A 16,959-nucleotide genomic window follows, 5' to 3' on the forward strand; every position below is an offset into this window, starting at 1 on the left:
GGCCGGCGCTCAGGAGAACAGCTCGCTCAGCAGCTCGGGGCCGAGGGCGATGGGGGCGGGGCGGTAGGTCGGCGGCTGCACGCCCATCAGCTCGCGCACCAGGAAGTCCCAGGAGCGCTTGCGTACGTAGGCCAGGCAGTCGAGCAGCGTGTGCTCGGCCCCGGGCACGATGAGCAGCTCGAAGTCCTTGTCGGCGGCGATGAGCCGGTCGGCGAACCGCAGCGTCTGCTCCGGGTGGACCTGGTCGTCCATCGCGCCGTGGACGAGCAGCAGCTTGCCCGCCAGCCGGTCCGCGAGGGCCACGTTGGAGGTACGGGCCCAGGCCTCGGGGTGGTCCGCGCCGTCGTAGGTCTCCACGAAGCCCAGGTTGAAGGTGGGGGCGTCGTGCGAGCCGGAGAGGGCGACCCCGGCCTTGTACACCTCGGGGAAGTCCAGCATCGCGCGGGCCGCGGCGAACCCGCCGCCGGAGTGGCCGAACACGCCCACCCGGCCCAGGTCCATCCACGGCCGGGTCGCGGCCAGCTGCCGCAGTGCCGCGGCGTGGTCGGCGAGGCAGCCGGCGTCGGCCAGGCGGCCGGAGGAGGCGTCGTGGAAGGACTTGCTCCGCCCGGGGGTGCCCCGCCCGTCCAGGGCCACCACCACGAAGCCCAGCGCCGCGAGGGGTTCCGCGTCGAGGCCCATGCCGCCGGGGTCGAAGCACGGGGCGACCCGGTTGACCTGCGGGCCGGGGTAGAGGTTGTCCACCACCGGGTACTGCCGGTAGGGGTCGAAGCCGCGGGGCCGGTACAGCACCCCGTAGAGGTCCGTCACCCCGTCGGCCGCGGTGACGCGGAACCGTTCCGGCGCGGTCCAGCCGGTGGCGGTGAGCTTGGTGATGTCGGCGCGCTCCAGCTCGACCAGCACCCGCCCGGCCCAGTCGCGGACGCTGGCCACGGGCGGGGTGTCGACGGTGGAGGCGGAGTCGATGAAGTACTCCTGGCCGTCGGCGGGCAGGGTGACGACGTGGTCCAGCCCGTCGTCCGTGACCTTGGCGAAGCCGGAGCCGTCGAGGGCGGCCCGGCACACCGTGCGCCGGTACGGATCCTCGTCGACCAGCCCGGAGGCGGTGAAGTACACGACCCGCTCGGCCTCGTCGACCCGCAGGATCTGCCGCACCGCCCACGGCCCGGAGGTGACCTGGCCGAGCAGGGCGCCGGTGCGCAGGTCGTACCGGTACAGGTGGCCCCAGCCGTCGCGCTGCGAGTACCAGAGCACCTCGTCGGCCAGCACCCGTACGATCGGCGGCTCGAACAGCCACTGGTTGGGCTCGACCCGGGTGTCCCCGCTCTCGCCGAGGACCGTGGTGACCTCGCCGGTGGCCGGGTCCAGCCGGTACAGGGTGAGGGTGCGCAGGTCGCGGGGCCTGCCGAGGTAGTAGACGGCCGAGCCGTCCGGAGCCCACCACGCCCACTTGGCGGTGACCGGCGACACCTGCGGCATGAGCAGCGGCTCGGCCTGGGCGCGGACGACCGTGCCCGAGGCGACGTCCAGCACGACCAGCTCGGCCAGCGGCAGGTGCTCGTCACCGGCGTAGGCGTACCGCTGGGTGTGCGCCACGGGCGCGCCGCCGTCGGCGGGCCGGGCCTCCACGAGGTGGGTCTGCCGGACCAGGCGCTCGTCGGTGCGGTGCGTCAGCACCTTCGTCGAGTCGGGGGACCAGGCCACCGCGGGCGGCAGGTGCGGCAGGCCGATCTTGCGCAGCAGGGTGGCGTTGGCCGTGCACTCCGGGCCGGTGCCGTACTGGTGGCCGCTCTCGCCGTCGCTGGTCAGCGCCCACTCGCGGTCCTCCGTCAGGGAGCGCGCCCACAGGTCGTGCCCGCGCCGGGACACGGCGAACTTCCCGTCGGGGGAGGGCACTTCCAGCGGGCTGCCCGGCGGCGTGAACTCGGCCTGCTCGCAGACGTAGCCGTCCAGCGTGCAGCGCCAGTACGCGTCGAGCGCGTAGAACTCCACGGCGTTGCCCGCGAGTTCGATGGCCATGAAGGGCAGGGCCTCGGGGTCGACCTGCTGTCCGGAGGCGGCGGCCAGCGCGGCGGCGAGCCGGGCGTGGTCGAAGGCGGGCCCGCGGGTGCCGGCCGCCGGGTCGGCCAGTACGAATCGCTTGCCGGCGCCGTGGCTCACCGCGTACCAGAAGCGGGCGCCTCCGTCGATCCACTGCGGCCTGACCTTGTCGCCGACGACGAGCTCACCGGGGCGGGCGGGACGGCGCAGGAGCTGCTCGGCGGCCTGGTAGTTCTGCGTGGTGCTCACTGTTTCTTCCTTCGTCCTTCGCCGGTGTCGGTGTCGGTGCCGGTGTGGCGTGCGGGGTTGTGGGTCTGTGGGTCAGTTGCTGCGGGCGGTGATGTCGCCGTAGGCGGTGGTGGCGTGGATGGTGAGGGCGGTGGTGGCGCCGTCGGTGTTCCGGAGTGTGTTGTTGATGCGGCCGTGGGTGGTGCCGGCGTCGAGGGTTGCGGAGACTCCGCGGGCGGCGCCGATGGTCAGGTCGCCGGCCTGGGTGCGCAGGTCGACGGTGCCGTGGAGGGCTTCGGCGATGGTGATGTCGCCCTTGTGGGTGCTGATCTGTGCGGGGCCGCCGAGGCGTCCGACGGTGACGTCGCCGGCCATGAGGGTGAGGTGGGCGGCGGCGGTCTCGTCGAGCTTGACGGTGGCCTGGGCGCCCTCGAAGGCGACGTCTCCGAGGCGTCCGACGCCGCGGAACTCGGCGCTGGCCGCCTTGGCCTCGACGCGGGAGCCGGCGGGCAGTTGCACGGTGACCTCGACGGACCCGGAGGGGCCGAGGATCTGGTTCTTCCCCTCGGGGGTCTTGATCCGCAGGATGCCGTCGGCGTATTCGACGGTGGTCTGCTCGGCCGCCTTCACGTCGCGCCCCTTGGAGGCGTTGGCGGGCAGGACCTCGACGGTGGTGTCGGCGCGGTCGGCGGCGATGAGGCGGATGCGGCCCGCGGCGATGTCCAGGACGGCGGAGACGGGGGCGGCGGTGGCGAACTTCTGCATCGTTCTTCTCTTTCTCCAGTGGCGGGCTCCCTGTCGGCCCGCCGTTTCTGATGAACGAAAAGCTACGTTGCATTCACAGATCTGGCAACACACTCGTTGCGCACGGATCTCATCTATGCAGCTCACAGCAGGTATTTCATTGCAATGGCTTTGATTTCAATGCAACATCCTGCGCCCGTGACGTTGCAATGAATGAAGAGTGAACGCCACGGCGAGAGGCGGAACCCGTCATCTGACCTTCCGTCAGATTGGAACGTGTTCTAGTCTGCGCCGCATGGGCATCGGAATCACGCAAGAGCAGCGCGAGCTGGCCGAGGCGGTGCGCGGATGGGTCGCGCGGGCCGTGCCTCCCGAAGAGGTGCGCAAGCTGCTCGACACCCCGCCGCAGACCGGGGCGCGGCCCGTCTACTGGGACGCGATGACCGCGCAGGGGCTGCTGGAACCGCACCTGGACGGCGGGACCCTGCTCGACCTGGCCGTCGTCGTCGAGGAGGCGGCCCGGGCCGCGCTGCCCGGGGCGTACCTGCCGAGCGCGCTGGCCTCCGTACTGCTGGAGCGGGCCGGTGCCGAGCCCCTCGCCGGGCGGGTCGGGGCGGTCGCGCTGGGGCCCGGGACCCTGACCGCCGTGGCCGTCGAGGGCGGCGGGTACCTGCTCGACGGACTGGCGCCGCCCGTGCTCGGCGCCGGTGAGGCCGACCTCGTGCTGCTCGCGGCCGAAGCCGCGCACGGCACCCGCTGGTTCGCCGTCGACGCCGCCGCCCTGGACATCCGTACGCACGAGAGCGCCGACCCGACCCGCCCCACCGCCGAGGTCCGGGCGCGCGGGGTCGCCACCACCCCCGACAGGCTGCTGGAGCTGGACGCGGCCCTGGTCCGCGACCTGGCCTGCACCCTCTTCGCCGCCGACGCCTGCGGCACCGCCGCCTGGACCCTGCACACCGCCGCCGCATACGCGAAGGTGCGCGAGCAGTTCGGCCGGCCCATCGGGCAGTTCCAGGGCGTCAAGCACCTGTGCGCCGACATGCTGGTCCGGCTGGAACAGGCCCGGGCGCTGGCGTGGGACGCCGCGCAGGCCATGGACGAACCCGCCGACGTGCGCTCGCTCGTCGCCGCCCTCGCCGCCGGGAGCGCCCTGGACGCCGCGTACTCCTGCGCCAAGGACTGCATCCAGATCCTCGGCGGGATCGGCTTCACCTGGGAGCACGACGCCCACATCCACCTCCGGCGGGCGCTCGTCGCCCGCCAGCTGCTGGGGTCCGGCGACGGACACCGCCTACGGGCCGTACGGCTCGCCGCGGGCGGCGCGCGGCGCGAACTGCGCCTGGAACTCCCGGCGGAGGCCGAGACCCACCGGGCGAAGGCCCGGACCGCCATCGCGGACGCGCGCGGGCTCGACCCCGCGGCCGCCCGCCGGATCCTGGCCCCCACCGGCTACGCCGCGCCGTACCTGCCGCCCCCGTACGGGCTCGGCGCCGGCCCCGTCGAACAGCTCGTCGTCCAGCAGGAACTGGCCGCGGCCGGAGTCAAGGTCGCCGACCTCGGGATCGCCACCTGGGTCGTGCCCTCCCTGCTCGCCTACGGCACGCAGGCGCAGCGGGACGCCTACGTCCTGCCGACCCTGCGCGGGGACGTCACCTGGTGCCAGCTCTTCTCGGAGCCGGAGGCGGGCTCCGACCTGGCCTCGCTGCGGACGAAGGCCGAGCGGGGCGAGGACGGCACCTGGAGGGTCAACGGACAGAAGGTGTGGACGAGTTCCGCGCACAGCGCCGACTTCGGGATCCTGCTGGCCCGCACCGACCCGGACGCGCCCAAGCACAAGGGGCTCGGCTACTTCGTCGTCGACATGAAGAACACCCCCGGCATCGACATCCGGCCGCTGAAGGAGATCACCGGCGAGGCCCTCTTCAACGAGGTCTGGTTCGAGGACGTGGAACTCCCCGCGGACGCCCTCGTCGGCGCCGCCGACGGCGGCTGGAAGGTCGCCCGCAACACCCTCGGCAACGAACGCGTCCACATGGCCGACCAGATGACCTTCGACACCGGCCTCGAAGCGCTCCTCGCCCACGCCGCCGACCTCGACGGGACGTACCGGGCGCGGATCGGCGCCCTCGCCGCCGAAGCACACGCCCTCGCCTGCATCGGGCTGCGCACCACCCTCCAGCAGGTGTCCGGGCTGGAGCCGGGCGCGGGCGCGTCCGTACGCAAACTCGTCCAGACCCCGCACCAGCAGCGGACCGCCGAGCTCGCGCTCGAACTGCTGGGCCCGGCGGGCGCCGTACGGGAGGGCGCGGGGGAGCGGGCGGTGCACGGCATGCTCATGTCCCGCTGCCTGACCATCGCCGGGGGCACCACGCAGGTCCAGCTCAACGTCGTCGCCGAGCGGATTCTCGGCCTCCCCAGGGACTAGGAGTCATCGGGCATGAAGTCGCGAAAGTCGTACATCGTGGGCGTCGGCATGACGAAGTTCGAGAAGCCGGAGTCGCGGGACTGGCAGTACTGGGACATGGCGAAGGAGGCCGGGACCGCGGCGCTCGCCGACGCGGGCGTGGACTACGGGCTGGTCGAACAGGTCCCGGTGGGGTACTGCTTCCAGGCCTCCACCGCCGGCCAGCGGGCCGCGTACGAGCTGGGGCTGAGCGGCGTCCCCGTCTACAACGTCAACAACAACTGCGCCACCGGCTCGACGGCGCTGATGATGGCGCGGCAGTTCGTGGAGGGCGGACTGAACGACTGCGTGCTGGCGCTGGGCTTCGAGAAGATGAAGCGCGGAGCGCTGGGCGGCGGTGCGGACGGCGGCGCCCGCGGCGGAGCCGCTGATGAATCCTTCAAGACCTCGCCGGTGGCCCGGCACTACGGGATCATGGCCGCCGGCCACGGCTTCGAGATGTCCCCGCCGACCGCGCAGATCTTCGGGAACGCGGCGCGGGAGCACATGGAGCGGTACGGGACCACGGCCGCGCAGCTCGCGGCGGTGGGCGCGAAGAACCACCGGCACTCGGCGAACAACCCGAACGCGCAGTTCCAGGACGTGTACTCGGTGGAGGAGATCCTCGCGGCGAAGGAGATCCACGCGCCGCTGACGAAGCTCCAGTGCTCGCCGACCTCGGACGGGGCCGCGGCGGCGCTGGTGGTGTCGGAACGGTTCGTGGTGGCGCACGGGCTGCACGACAAGGCGGTGGAGATCGTCGCCCAGGCGATGACCACGGACACGGAGGAGTCCTTCGCGTCGGGCTCGTGCATCGACGTGGTCGGCAAGCCGATGACCGCGGCGGCGGCCCGGCGGGTGTACGAGGACTCGGGGCTCGGCATCGAGGACGTGGACGTGGTGGAGCTGCACGACTGCTTCTCGATCAACGAGCTGCTGACGTACGAGGCGCTGGGCATGTGCGGGGACGGGGCCGCGGGCAAGCTGGTGGAGAGCGGGGCCACGACGTACGGCGGGCGGTGGGTGGTGAACCCCTCCGGCGGGCTGATCTCCAAGGGGCATCCGCTCGGCGCGACGGGGCTGGCGCAGGCGGCGGAGCTGGTGTGGCAGCTACGGGCCGAGGCGGGCCCGCGCCAGGTTTCCGGCGCGCGGGTCGGCCTCGCGCACAACATCGGCCTGGGCGGCGCGGCGGTGGTGACCCTGCTGCGACGGTGACGCCCCGCGCCCACTGCCGGGGCTCCGCCCCAGACCCCGCGCCTCAACGCCGGCGGGGCTGAAAGATCGGGGCTCCGCCCCGGACCCCGCGCCTCAAACGCCGGCGGGGCTGTATTTCAGCCCCGCCCCCTACCGGGCCGGTTTCAGTTCGCAGTGGCCGTCCACGCACTCCTTTCGGAGCCGGCCGCGGGAGAGGGTCTGGGCCAGGCCGATCGCCCAGCACATCGGGCAGCCGCGCAGGGCGACCAGGCCGACCGGGGCGAGGAGCAGGGTGGCCGGGCCGAAGGCCGGGATCAGGGCGAAGGCCGCGATCAGCGCGCCGAAGCCCACCGCGCCGCGCGCCAGGTGCCGAGGCACGGACGCGCTCGCGAAATCGGCGCCCGAGGCGGACGCGGTGGCGGACAGGGAGGAACGGGCGTCAGTGGAGGGCACGGGCACGGGTGTCTCCCAGGGAGTGCTGGACGGCCGCGCGGGCCCGGTGGAGCCGCGACTTCATCGCGGCCGTGCTGAGGCCGAGGGACTCCGCGGCCATCCGCCCGCTGTAGCCCTGGACGTCCCGCATGATCAGTACGCGCCGCTGGTCCGCCGGCAGCGCGGCGATGGCCTCCGCCACCCGCCCCGCCTCCAGCCGCTGCAGCACCTCGTCCTCGGCCGACATCACGGCGGCCTCCGGCAGCGGCGCCCGCTCCCGCGGCATCAGCCGGGCCCGGCGCAGGCACTCGTTGCGGACGATGCGGAACATCCACGAGGCCAGGGCGCCGGACGCGCGCAGCATGCCGATCCTCCGGTACAGGATGATCAGCGCCTCCTGGGCCGCGTCCTCGGCGTCCTCGCGCGACGCGCACAGCGAGTGCGCGAAGCGCCGTACGTTCGGGTGCGATCCGGTGACCAGGGCGGTGAGCGAGTCGAGGTCACCGCCCTGCGCGGCGACGATCAGGGCCTCACCGGGCCAGTCCGTGCGGTCAGCCACGGGTCCGGCCCCGTCCACGGCGCAGGACGAGGACGCACGTGCAGAGCAGGACGAGTGCGCCGGCACCCACGAGAACAGCGATCACGACAACCTCCGGGTCATGTGCCGACCTTGGCATCGGCACGTACACACAAGAGGCGCGACCCCCGGGAAAGGATTCACCCCAGGGCCGGATCGACCACCGTCTCGCCCATCGAGGCGCGGCGGATCGAGTCCGCCAGGTCCTCGATCGGGCCGTCGCGCAGGATCAGGCCCGCCGCCCCGGCGGCGAGCGCGGAGGCGGCCAGGCCGGGGTGGGCCGAGCCCGTCAGGACGAGGATCCGGCACTCCGGGTCCTCCGCCAGCAGGGCCGTCACGGCCGTGACCTCCTCGACCAGCGCCACCGCCGGCCGGGCCGTCAGGTCCCGCACGACCTCGATGTCCGGCACGAGGCCGAGCTGGAGCGCCAGGGCCGGGTTCGGCGGATCCAGCAGGACCCGGAGGGCGTGGGCCTGGCGGTGTTCCACGGGCATTTCTTCCACCTGGAAAGCTTATCTGACGCGAAGTCAGCAGTCTTCCCGGCTGGTCTTCCCAACTGCGGGGGCGTGCGTTATACATTCCCTCACCGGCCGGTCCTAGAACGCGTTCTAGAACCGGCCCCCGTATACGACCTCGGTGCGGCCGACGGTGCGGACGGCCGCACCGAGGTCTTCCAGGGCAGCGACACTCCAACGACAGGGAGCCGCATCCTCATGCCGATCGATGCCGCCAGGGCCCTCGCCGCCGACCCCCGCACGGGGACCATCGGCTGGGACCACAAGGACATCCAGCTCTACCACCTCGGCCTCGGCGCGGGCCTGCCGGCCACCGACCCGGACGAACTGCGCTACACCCTCGAATCCAAGCTCCACGTCCTCCCCAGCTTCGCGACCGTCGCCGGCGCCGGCATGGCCATGATGGGCGGCCTCGCCGCCCCCGGCATCGACGTCAACCTCGCCCACGTCCTGCACGGCGGCCAGTCCATCGAGCTGCACCGGCCCATCCCCGTCAAGGGCAACGCCACCTCCTCCGCCAAGGTCGCCGCCCTGTACGACAAGGGCAAGGCGGCCGTGATCGTGCTGCGCACCGAGGTCGCGGACGCCGACGGGCCGCTGTGGACCAGCGACGCGCAGATCTTCGTACGGGGCGAGGGCGGCTTCGGCGGCGAGCGCGGCCCCTCCGTCAAGGAGGAGCTGCCCGGGCGCGCCCCCGACCGCGTCGAGGAGCGGCACATCCGCGAGGACCAGGCACTCCTCTACCGCCTCTCCGGCGACTGGAACCCCCTGCACGCCGACCCCGAGTTCGCCAAGCTGGCCGGCTTCGACCAGCCCATCCTGCACGGCCTGTGCTCGTACGGGATGACCCTCAAGGCCGTCGTCGACACGGCCCTCGGCGGGGACGTCTCCCGGGTCCGCGCCTACCGCACGCGCTTCGCCGGGATCGTCTTCCCGGGCGAGACGCTCCGCATCCGGATGTGGCAGGAGCCCGGCCGCGTCCTCGTGTCGGTGACCGCCGTCGAACGGGAGGACGCGCCGGTCCTCGCCGACACCGTCGTCGAACACTCGTAGTCGTACGCCCTCTTAAGGAGCCGCACCGTGCGCGCAGCACTGCAGAGCGAGATCGGCCAGGACAAGCTCGAAGTCGTCGACGACATGGAGGCCGTGGGCTTCGGCCCCGGCAAGGTCAGGATCCGCATCAAGGCCACCGGCCTGTGCCACTCCGACCTCTCCGCGATGAGCGGCGTACTGCCCCAGCCCGCCCCCTTCATCCCCGGCCACGAGGGCTCCGGCGTGATCACGGACGTCGGCGACGGGGTCACCAGCCACACGATCGGCGACCGCGTCCTCGTCTGCTGGCTGCCGCCGTGCGGGCACTGTCCCTCCTGCAAGCGCGGCCAGGGGCACCTGTGCCTGGAGGCCTTCGGGAACGTCGCCACCCCCAACTTCAAGCGGGCGGCCACCGACATCTTCGGCTTCGCCGGCACCGGCACCTTCTCCGAGGAGATGGTCGTACCGGCCGCCTGCGCCATCCCGATCCCCGACGACCTGCCCTTCGACATCGCGGCGCTGATCGGCTGCGGCGTCACCACCGGGCTCGGCGCGGCCATCAACACCGCCAAGGTGGAGGCCGGCTCCTCGGTCGCCGTCATCGGCTGCGGCGGCGTCGGCATATCCGTCATCCAGGGCGCCAAGGTCCAGGGCGCCGCCCAGATCGTCGCCGTGGACCCGGTCGCCTCGCGGCGCGAGGCGGCGCTGCGGTTCGGCGCCACCGAGGCGGTCTCCCCCGAGGAGTTCGCCGACGCCAAGAACCGGATCACGGCCGGCGAGGGCTTCGACTACGTCTTCGAGGTCGTCGGCAAGTCCGCGACCGCGCAGAAGGCGTACGAGATGACGCGCCGCGGCGGCTCCGTCGTCATCGTCGGCGCGGGCGCCCTCGACGACAACTTCCAGATCAACATGTTCTCGCTGTTCTTCGACGAGAAGAAGATCCTGCCGTCGATGTACGGCGGCGGCGACGTGCTCCGCTCCTACGAGCGCACCATCGCGCTCTGGCGAGCCGGCCGCATCGACCTGGAGAACCTGATCACCCACCGGGTGAGCCTCGCCGAGATCAACGAGGCACTCGACCAGATGCGCACGGGCGTCGCCCTGCGCACCTGCATCGAACTCTGACCCGTTCTCTGACCCGTTCTGCCGATTCCGAGGGGAACCGTACGGATGTCACTGCCACTTGAGGGACTCTCCGCCATCGTCACGGGCGCGGGCCGCGGGCTCGGCCGGGCCGAGGCGATCGAGCTCGCACGGCTCGGCGCGAGCGTGGTCGTCAACGACTTCGGCCAGCCCGGCCGCGACGGCTCGGGGGAGGCCTCCGCCGCCCCGGCGGAGGAGGTGGCCGCGGAGATCCGCGCGGCGGGCGGCCGGGCGGTGGCGCACCTCGGCGACGTGGCCGACTTCGAGCAGGCGCGCGAGCTGGTCGAGCTGGCCGTGAGCAGCTTCGGGAAGCTCGACATCCTGGTCAACAACGCGGGCATCCTGCGCGACCGGATGGTCTTCTCGATGTCGGAGGAGGAGTGGGACTCGGTGATCCGGGTCCACCTCAAGGGCCACTTCAACACCACCCACTTCGCCTCCGTGCACTGGCGCGAGCGGTCGAAGGCCGCGGGCGGCCCCGTCTACGGCCGGATCGTCAACACCTCCTCCGAGGCCTTCCTCGGCGGCTCGGCCGGCCAGCCGAACTACGCGGCGGCCAAGGGCGGCATCGTGGGCCTGACCACCTCGACCGCCCTGGCCCTCGCCAAGTACGGGGTGACGGCCAACGCCATCTGCCCGCGCGCCCGCACCCGGATGACCGAGGACGTCTTCGCCGGCTTCGAGGTCCCGGAGGACGGCAAGCTGGACGCCCTCGCCCCCGAGCACGTCGCCCCGCTCGTCGGCTACCTGGCCTCGCCCGCCTCCGCCAAGGCCAACGGCCAGCTGTTCGTCGTACACGGCGGCATCGTCGTCGTCATGGAACGGCCGAAGGTGGCCGCCAAGTTCGACACGGGCAAGGAGGCCTTCTCCTACGAGGAGCTCGACGAGGTCCTGACCCCGCACTACGACTCCCGCCCGGCGAACGAGACCTTCGCCGCGGCGGAGGTCCTGGGCCTCAAGCACGCCTGACCGGCCTGTCTGCCTGAGCCCCGCCCCGCCCTACCGCCCCGACAGCGGAGCCTGCTGGAGGGGCACCGGGCGGGGCGGGGCCGGCGGCGGATCCAGCCGCACCGGCGGGGGAGGGGACACCGGCAGGGTCAGGCCGAGGATCCCGCACGGCACGTCCGGCGTCGCGTACGGGAGGTGCAGGCGGCCCTGCGGGCTCCACAGCCCCGCGCCGCCGAGCCAGCCGGCCGGGGCGCCCAGCCGGAAGACGTGCCGGTCGGCGGGCCGCCACAGGGCGATGTCCCCCTCCGGCAGCCGCAACGCCACCCCGCAGGTCTCCGGCATCAGGGCCTGCCCCGGCTGCACGGCGAAGGGGAGCGCCTCCCCGAGCCGCAGGCACTCCGGGAAGCGCACCGGACGCGAGCTGCCCAGCACCCCCCAGCCCAGGCGCGGTTCGCCTGGGGCGTCGGAGCGGATCAGCAGCAGCCCGCTGTCCGGATCCGCCAGCAGCAGCCGGTCGTCACTGTCCTCGGCGATCTGCAGCAGCGGGGAGACCTCGCCGCGCCCCAGGTCCACGGCGACGGCCTTGGTCGTGCCCTCCAGCTCACGGTCCAGGGCCAGCAGCCGGCCCACCCGGTCCAGCCACACCCCGCCGGAGCAGCGCCCCGGGATCCGGGCGACCGGCTGCGGCCCGAAGGCGCACCCGGCCACCTGCCACACCGTGGTCACCCCGTCGGCCGAGGCCAGCGCGAAGGCGTCGGAGCCGTCCGGGGACGGCGGGAGCAGCCGCACCCGTACGCCCTCCTCCGCGTCCACCGCGCCCAGCTGGAGCTCCCCGGTGCGCGGCCCGGCCGCCGCACCCGTCGGGTACAGCAGCGCGAAGGCGTGCCGCTCCGCGACCCGCCGGTGGATCAGCACCCGCCCGTCGGTCAGCGGCAGCACCTCGCTGTCGGCCTCCTCGGGCTGCGCGAGCGGCAGCGGAACCGCGTACGGCTCGGGCCCGGCCAGGGTCCAGCGCTCCACGAACCGCGCCTCCCCCTCCCCGGCAAGCCGGGCGGCGTACGACCCGTCCGCCGCGATCGTGAACGGGGCCATGGTCGTCATTTCGATGGCACAGACAGACATCCGTGCGTCACCTCCGGAGGGGAAGCTAGTTTTCGGGCTTCCCGCCGAACAACACGACCAAGGCGGCTTCACACATACGGGTGTCCGGGGGGCGATTCGTTTGTGGTGGACGAGGCGATTGTGCTGTGCGATATCGGGGCGTTTAGGGTGGGGCGAAGTTAGGTATGCCTTACCGGATGTCCGGTTCGGCACGCTGCCCCCACCCCCCAGGAGTTGTGACATGTCCTTCCGACGCCGCGGAACCGCCGCCGTCGCCCTCGCCGCCGCTGCCGCGCTCGCCCTCACCGGCTGCGGCGGGCAGGACGGGAAGGAGGCCAAGGACAACGGCTCCGGCGGGGGCGGGAAGGTCGTCGCGCAGGGCGGCAAGGAGTTCGGCGAGGCCGCGGCGAAGACCGCCGCGTTCGGGACCACCGCCGCGCCCGGCGAGTTCCCGCGCACCGTCACCCACGCCATGGGCACCACGGAGCTCAAGGCCGCGCCGCAGCGGGTCGTCGTCCTCGACGTCGGGGAGCTGGACAACGTTGTCTCCCTCGGCCTGAAGCCCGTCGGCTACGCGCCGTCCGAGGGCGACGCCGGCATCCCCGACTACCTCAAGAAGGACGCCGGCGACCCCAAGTCCGTCGGCACCATCAACAGCCTCAACCTGGAGGCGATCCACGCGCTCAAGCCCGACCTGATCCTCGGCAGCCAGCTGCGCGCCGCCGACCAGTACCCCGCGCTCTCGAAGATCGCCCCCACCGTGTTCTCCATCCGCCCCGGCTTCCCGTGGAAGGAGAACTACCTCCTGAACGCGGCCGCGCTCGACAAGAGCGCCGAGGCCAAGGCCGAGCTCGCCGCCTACCAGGCCAAGGCGAAGAAGCTCGGCGACGACCTCGGCGAGAAGAAGCCGACCGTCACGATGCTGCGCTACATGCCCGGCAAGACCCGCCTGTACGCCGGCGCCTCCTTCATCGGCACCATCCTCAAGGACACCGGCCTGCCGCGCCCGCAGAACCAGCAGGTCGAGGACCTCGCCGTCGAGGTCGGCCCGGAGCGCATGGACGAGGCCGCCGCCGACTGGATCTTCACCGGCGTCTACGGGGCCAAGGACAAGACCAAGCGCGACTCGGCCGAGGCCAACCCGCTGTGGAGGGGCCTGGAAGCCGTGCAGCAGGGCCGGGCCAAGGACGTCCCGGACGAGACCTGGTACCTGGGCCTCGGCGTCACCGCCGCCGACAAGGTCCTCGACGACCTGCGCACCTTCCTGGTCAGGTAGTCCGGGCGGGTCGTGGTGACGGGGACGGTAGCCTTGGCCCGTGCCCCGTCTCTCTGAAGTCATCGCCGCGCTGGACGCTCTCTGGCCCCCCTCGCGGGCCGAGCAGTGGGATGCCGTCGGAACCGTCTGCGGCGACCCCGAAGCCGAGGTCAGCCGGGTCCTGTTCGCCGTGGACCCCGTCCAGGAGATCGCCGACGAGGCGCTGAAGCTGGGCGCCGACCTGATCGTCACCCACCACCCCCTCTACCTGCGGGGCACCACCACCGTCGAGGCCGGCACCTTCAAGGGCCGCGTCGTGCACACGCTGATCAAGAACGACATCGCGCTGCACGTCGCCCACACCAACGCCGACACCGCCGACCCAGGCGTCTCCGACGCCCTCGCCGGCGCCCTCGACCTGCGGATCACCGGCCCGCTGGTGCCCGACCCGACCGACCCCGAGGGCCGCCGCGGCCTCGGCCGGATCTGCGAACTCGACCACCCGGAGACCCTGCGCGAGTTCGCGGCCCGCGCCGCCGCCTGGCTGCCGCAGACCGCGCAGGGCATCCGCTTCGCGGGCGACCCGGACGCCCTCATCCGTACCGTCGCCGTCAGCGGAGGCTCCGGCGACAGCCTCTTCGAGCAGGTCAGGGCCGCGGGCGTGGACGCCTTCCTGACCGCCGACCTGCGCCACCACCCGGTGTCCGAGGCCCGCGAGCAGAGCCCGCTCGCCCTCGTCGACGCCGCCCACTGGGCCACCGAATGGCCCTGGTGCGAGCAGGCCGCCGCGCAGCTCGACGCGATCTCCGAGCGCAAGGGCTGGGGTCTGCGCACCCATGTCTCGCGCACGGTCACCGACCCCTGGACGGCGCACGCGCCGTCCGTCACACACCCCTCTCTCCCTGGAGCCCCCAACTGAACGCCGAGCCCGCCGACCAGATCCGACTTCTCGACGTCCAGGCGCTGGACGTCCGGCTGTCTCAGCTCACCCACAAGCGCAAGTCGCTGCCCGAGCACGCCGAACTCGACTCGCTCACCAAGGACCTGACGCAGCAGCGCGACCTGCTCGTCGCCGCCCAGACCCAGGCGAGCGACACCGCGCGCGAGCAGACCAAGGCCGAGCAGGACGTCGACCAGGTGCGCCAGCGCGCCGTCCGCGACCAGCAGCGCCTGGACTCCGGCGTCGGCATCTCGGCCCGCGACCTGGCGAACCTGCAGAGCGAGGTCGTCTCCCTCGCCAAGCGCCAGGGCGACCTGGAGGACGTGGTCCTGGAGGTCATGGAGCGCCTGGAGGCCGCGACTGAGCGCGTCACCGAGCTCACCGAGCGCGTCTCCGCCCTGGAGGCCAAGGTGGCGGACGCCGCCGGGCGCCGGGACGCGGCCACCGCCGAGATCGACGCCGAGGCCGCGAAGGTCACCAAGGACCGCGAGGTCATCGTCACGTCCATGCCGACGGACCTGATGGCCCTGTACGAGAAGATCCGCGTCAAGCAGGGCGGGGTCGGCGCCGCGCGCCTCTACCAGCGCCGCTGCGAGGGCTGCCGGCTGGAGCTCGACATGGCCGAGGTGAACGAGATCAAGGCCGCGGCCCGCGACCAGGTCGTACGTCACGAGAACTGCGGCCGCATCCTGGTCCGTACGGCGGACTCGGGCATCTGATGCCGAGGCTTGCCGGGTTCGTCGTGGAGGCGGACGGCGGATCCCGGGGCAACCCGGGGCCCGCCGGCTACGGCGCGGTCGTCCTCGACCCGGCGACGGGCGAGACGCTGGCCGAGCGCGCGGAGTACATCGGCGTCGCGACGAACAACGTGGCGGAGTACAAGGGCCTGATCGCCGGGCTGAAGGCGGCCCGCGAGCTCGCGGCGGACGCGCAGGTCCTGGTACGGATGGACTCCAAGCTCGTCGTCGAGCAGATGTCGGGCCGCTGGAAGATCAAGCACCCGGACATGAAGCCGCTGGCGGCGGAGGCGGCGAAGATCCTTCCGCGCGCCCAGGTGACGTACGAGTGGATCCCGCGCGAGCAGAACAAGCACGCGGACCGGCTCGCCAACGAGGCGATGGACGCGGGCAAGCGCGGCAAGCAGTGGGAGCCGTCGGACTCCACGGCCGCGCTGGACGCGTCGGCGGCGCGGAGCCTGGCGGGGCCGGTTCCGTCCGGCCCGCCCGGGGACGCCGCGGCGGGCGCCGCGGCCGTCAGGGCCGCGCTCGCCGCCGGGTCCCGCGGTGCGGGCTCCCGCGGTGCGGGCTCCCGCGGTGCGGGCTCCCGCGGTGCGGGCTCCCGCGGTGCGGGCTCCCGCGGTGCGGGCGAGCCGGCTGCCGCCGATGCGCCGCCCGTCCGGGGTCAGGGCCAGGGTCAGGGGCAGGGCTGGGGACCCGACATGGGTGCCCCGGCCACCTTCGTGCTGCTGCGGCACGGGGAGACCGCCCTCACCCCGCAGAAGCGCTTCTCCGGCAGCGGGGGGTCCGACCCCGAGCTGTCCCCGGCGGGCCGCCGCCAGGCTGCCGCCGTGGCCGAGGCACTCGCCGCACGCGGCACCGTCCAGACGGTCGTCAGCTCGCCGCTGCGCCGCTGCCGCGAGACCGCGCAGGCGGTCGCCGACCGGCTCGGCCTGGCCGTGACGGTCGAGGAAGGGCTGCGCGAGGTGGACTTCGGCGCCTGGGAGGGGCTGACCTTCGCCGAGGTGCAGGAGCGTTTCCCGGACGACCTCCAGGCTTGGCTGGACTCGCCGAGGGCGGCCCCCACGGGCGGCGGCGAGAGCTTCACTGCCGCCACGCGCCGGATCTCGGCGACCCGTGACCGGCTGCTCGCCGCGCATGCGGGGCGTACGGTCCTGCTCGTCACCCACGTGACCCCGGTCAAGATCCTGGTCCGCCTCGCGCTGGGGGCCCCGCCGGAAGCGCTGTTCCGCATGGAACTCTCGGCGGCCTCGCTGTCGGCCGTCGCCTACTACGCCGACGGCAACGCCTCGGTCCGCCTCCTGAACGACACGTCGCACCTGCGGTAGCCCCTGCCGTAGCCCTGCGGGGCGAGGCTGTTTCGGCCTAGCCGGGCTGCGGGTGGGGTGGCCGGTTGGGCCGGGGCCGGGCGCCGGTTGGCTGCGCCGCTTGGGCGGGGTGCGGGGGTGGCCGGTTGTGCCGGGGCCGGGCGCGCGCCGGGGTGTCTCCTCGGGCGCCGAACGTGGCGAGGGGTCGGAGCCTGCGGCGGCAGTGCGTTCGGCGCCCTGCGGGGATCACCCCGACACACACCCGACCCCGGCCCAACCGGCCCGGTTCGATCCCGGCCGCGGCGGCATTTCACCCCGGC

At 73.1% G+C, this 16,959-nt stretch carries 15 protein-coding genes; 9 read left to right on the plus strand and 6 right to left on the minus strand.

Annotated features, from left to right (window positions below; all coding sequences use genetic code 11):
* Positions 1-9: 9 nt before the first annotated feature.
* Both ACFYZ4_RS28600 and ACFYZ4_RS28605 read right to left on the minus strand, forming a co-directional pair.
* Positions 10-2,289, minus strand: a complete 2,280-nt coding sequence (locus tag ACFYZ4_RS28600; protein WP_390785188.1) for a DPP IV N-terminal domain-containing protein — start codon at positions 2,287-2,289, stop codon at positions 10-12.
* A gap of 72 nt (positions 2,290-2,361) precedes the next feature.
* The gene (locus ACFYZ4_RS28605) at positions 2,362-3,033 is read right to left on the minus strand and encodes a DUF4097 family beta strand repeat-containing protein (RefSeq protein ID WP_390785189.1); all 672 of its coding nucleotides are present in this window, start codon (positions 3,031-3,033) and stop codon (positions 2,362-2,364) included.
* A 274-nt stretch (positions 3,034-3,307) separates the two neighbouring features.
* On the opposite strand from ACFYZ4_RS28605, the gene ACFYZ4_RS28610 reads away from it, so the two are divergent.
* Complete coding sequence (locus ACFYZ4_RS28610; protein WP_390785190.1) at positions 3,308-5,440, plus strand: acyl-CoA dehydrogenase; 2,133 nt, start codon at positions 3,308-3,310, stop codon at positions 5,438-5,440.
* A 12-nt stretch (positions 5,441-5,452) separates the two neighbouring features.
* Positions 5,453-6,673, plus strand: a complete 1,221-nt coding sequence (locus ACFYZ4_RS28615; protein ID WP_390785191.1) for a lipid-transfer protein — start codon at positions 5,453-5,455, stop codon at positions 6,671-6,673.
* Between the two features lie 129 nt (positions 6,674-6,802).
* Here ACFYZ4_RS28615 and ACFYZ4_RS28620 read toward each other — a convergent pair whose 3' ends face one another.
* The 3 genes from ACFYZ4_RS28620 to ACFYZ4_RS28630 form a co-directional block, all read right to left on the minus strand.
* Positions 6,803-7,105, minus strand: a complete 303-nt coding sequence (locus tag ACFYZ4_RS28620; RefSeq protein ID WP_390785192.1) for a hypothetical protein — start codon at positions 7,103-7,105, stop codon at positions 6,803-6,805.
* Positions 7,092-7,643, minus strand: coding sequence for an RNA polymerase sigma factor (locus ACFYZ4_RS28625; protein ID WP_384351953.1), 552 nt, complete (start codon positions 7,641-7,643; stop codon positions 7,092-7,094). The genes ACFYZ4_RS28620 and ACFYZ4_RS28625 overlap by 14 nt, the downstream gene beginning before the upstream one ends.
* Positions 7,644-7,801: 158 nt before the next feature.
* Positions 7,802-8,155 (minus strand): DNA-binding response regulator, encoded by a 354-nt coding sequence (locus tag ACFYZ4_RS28630; protein ID WP_351597761.1) that lies wholly within the window; start codon positions 8,153-8,155, stop codon positions 7,802-7,804.
* 219 nt (positions 8,156-8,374) lie between these two features.
* Here ACFYZ4_RS28630 and ACFYZ4_RS28635 point away from each other — a divergent pair, with 219 nt between their 5' ends.
* Genes ACFYZ4_RS28635 through ACFYZ4_RS28645 form a run of 3 tightly spaced genes read left to right on the plus strand, consistent with a single transcriptional unit; the run spans position 8,375 to position 11,320 of the window.
* Positions 8,375-9,229 carry a MaoC/PaaZ C-terminal domain-containing protein gene (locus tag ACFYZ4_RS28635; RefSeq protein ID WP_390785193.1) on the plus strand — a complete coding sequence of 285 codons (855 nt, stop codon included), beginning with the start codon at positions 8,375-8,377 and terminating at the stop codon, positions 9,227-9,229.
* A gap of 27 nt (positions 9,230-9,256) precedes the next feature.
* The gene (locus tag ACFYZ4_RS28640) at positions 9,257-10,333 is read left to right on the plus strand and encodes a Zn-dependent alcohol dehydrogenase (RefSeq protein WP_351302681.1); all 1,077 of its coding nucleotides are present in this window, start codon (positions 9,257-9,259) and stop codon (positions 10,331-10,333) included.
* A gap of 45 nt (positions 10,334-10,378) precedes the next feature.
* The gene (locus tag ACFYZ4_RS28645; protein WP_390785194.1) at positions 10,379-11,320 is read left to right on the plus strand and encodes a 3-oxoacyl-ACP reductase; all 942 of its coding nucleotides are present in this window, start codon (positions 10,379-10,381) and stop codon (positions 11,318-11,320) included.
* A 30-nt stretch (positions 11,321-11,350) separates the two neighbouring features.
* Here ACFYZ4_RS28645 and ACFYZ4_RS28650 read toward each other — a convergent pair whose 3' ends face one another.
* Positions 11,351-12,421 carry a hypothetical protein gene (locus ACFYZ4_RS28650; RefSeq protein WP_351597738.1) on the minus strand — a complete coding sequence of 357 codons (1,071 nt, stop codon included), beginning with the start codon at positions 12,419-12,421 and terminating at the stop codon, positions 11,351-11,353.
* Between the two features lie 220 nt (positions 12,422-12,641).
* Between ACFYZ4_RS28650 and ACFYZ4_RS28655 the strand changes: the two genes are divergently transcribed.
* From ACFYZ4_RS28655 to ACFYZ4_RS28670, 4 genes are read left to right on the plus strand one after another with little or no spacing between them, the layout of a single operon-like run.
* Positions 12,642-13,676 carry an ABC transporter substrate-binding protein gene (locus ACFYZ4_RS28655; RefSeq protein WP_390785195.1) on the plus strand — a complete coding sequence of 345 codons (1,035 nt, stop codon included), beginning with the start codon at positions 12,642-12,644 and terminating at the stop codon, positions 13,674-13,676.
* Positions 13,677-13,716: 40 nt separating this feature from the next.
* The gene (locus ACFYZ4_RS28660) at positions 13,717-14,574 is read left to right on the plus strand and encodes a Nif3-like dinuclear metal center hexameric protein (RefSeq protein WP_351302669.1); all 858 of its coding nucleotides are present in this window, start codon (positions 13,717-13,719) and stop codon (positions 14,572-14,574) included.
* Positions 14,571-15,314 carry a C4-type zinc ribbon domain-containing protein gene (locus tag ACFYZ4_RS28665; RefSeq protein WP_351597758.1) on the plus strand — a complete coding sequence of 248 codons (744 nt, stop codon included), beginning with the start codon at positions 14,571-14,573 and terminating at the stop codon, positions 15,312-15,314. The genes ACFYZ4_RS28660 and ACFYZ4_RS28665 overlap by 4 nt, the downstream gene beginning before the upstream one ends.
* The gene (locus ACFYZ4_RS28670; RefSeq protein ID WP_390785196.1) at positions 15,314-16,660 is read left to right on the plus strand and encodes a bifunctional RNase H/acid phosphatase; all 1,347 of its coding nucleotides are present in this window, start codon (positions 15,314-15,316) and stop codon (positions 16,658-16,660) included. The genes ACFYZ4_RS28665 and ACFYZ4_RS28670 overlap by 1 nt, the downstream gene beginning before the upstream one ends.
* Positions 16,661-16,959: the final 299 nt, after the last annotated feature.

It is taken from the genome of Streptomyces sp. NPDC001513, assembly GCF_042894695.1.
GTDB lineage: Bacteria > Actinomycetota > Actinomycetes > Streptomycetales > Streptomycetaceae > Streptomyces.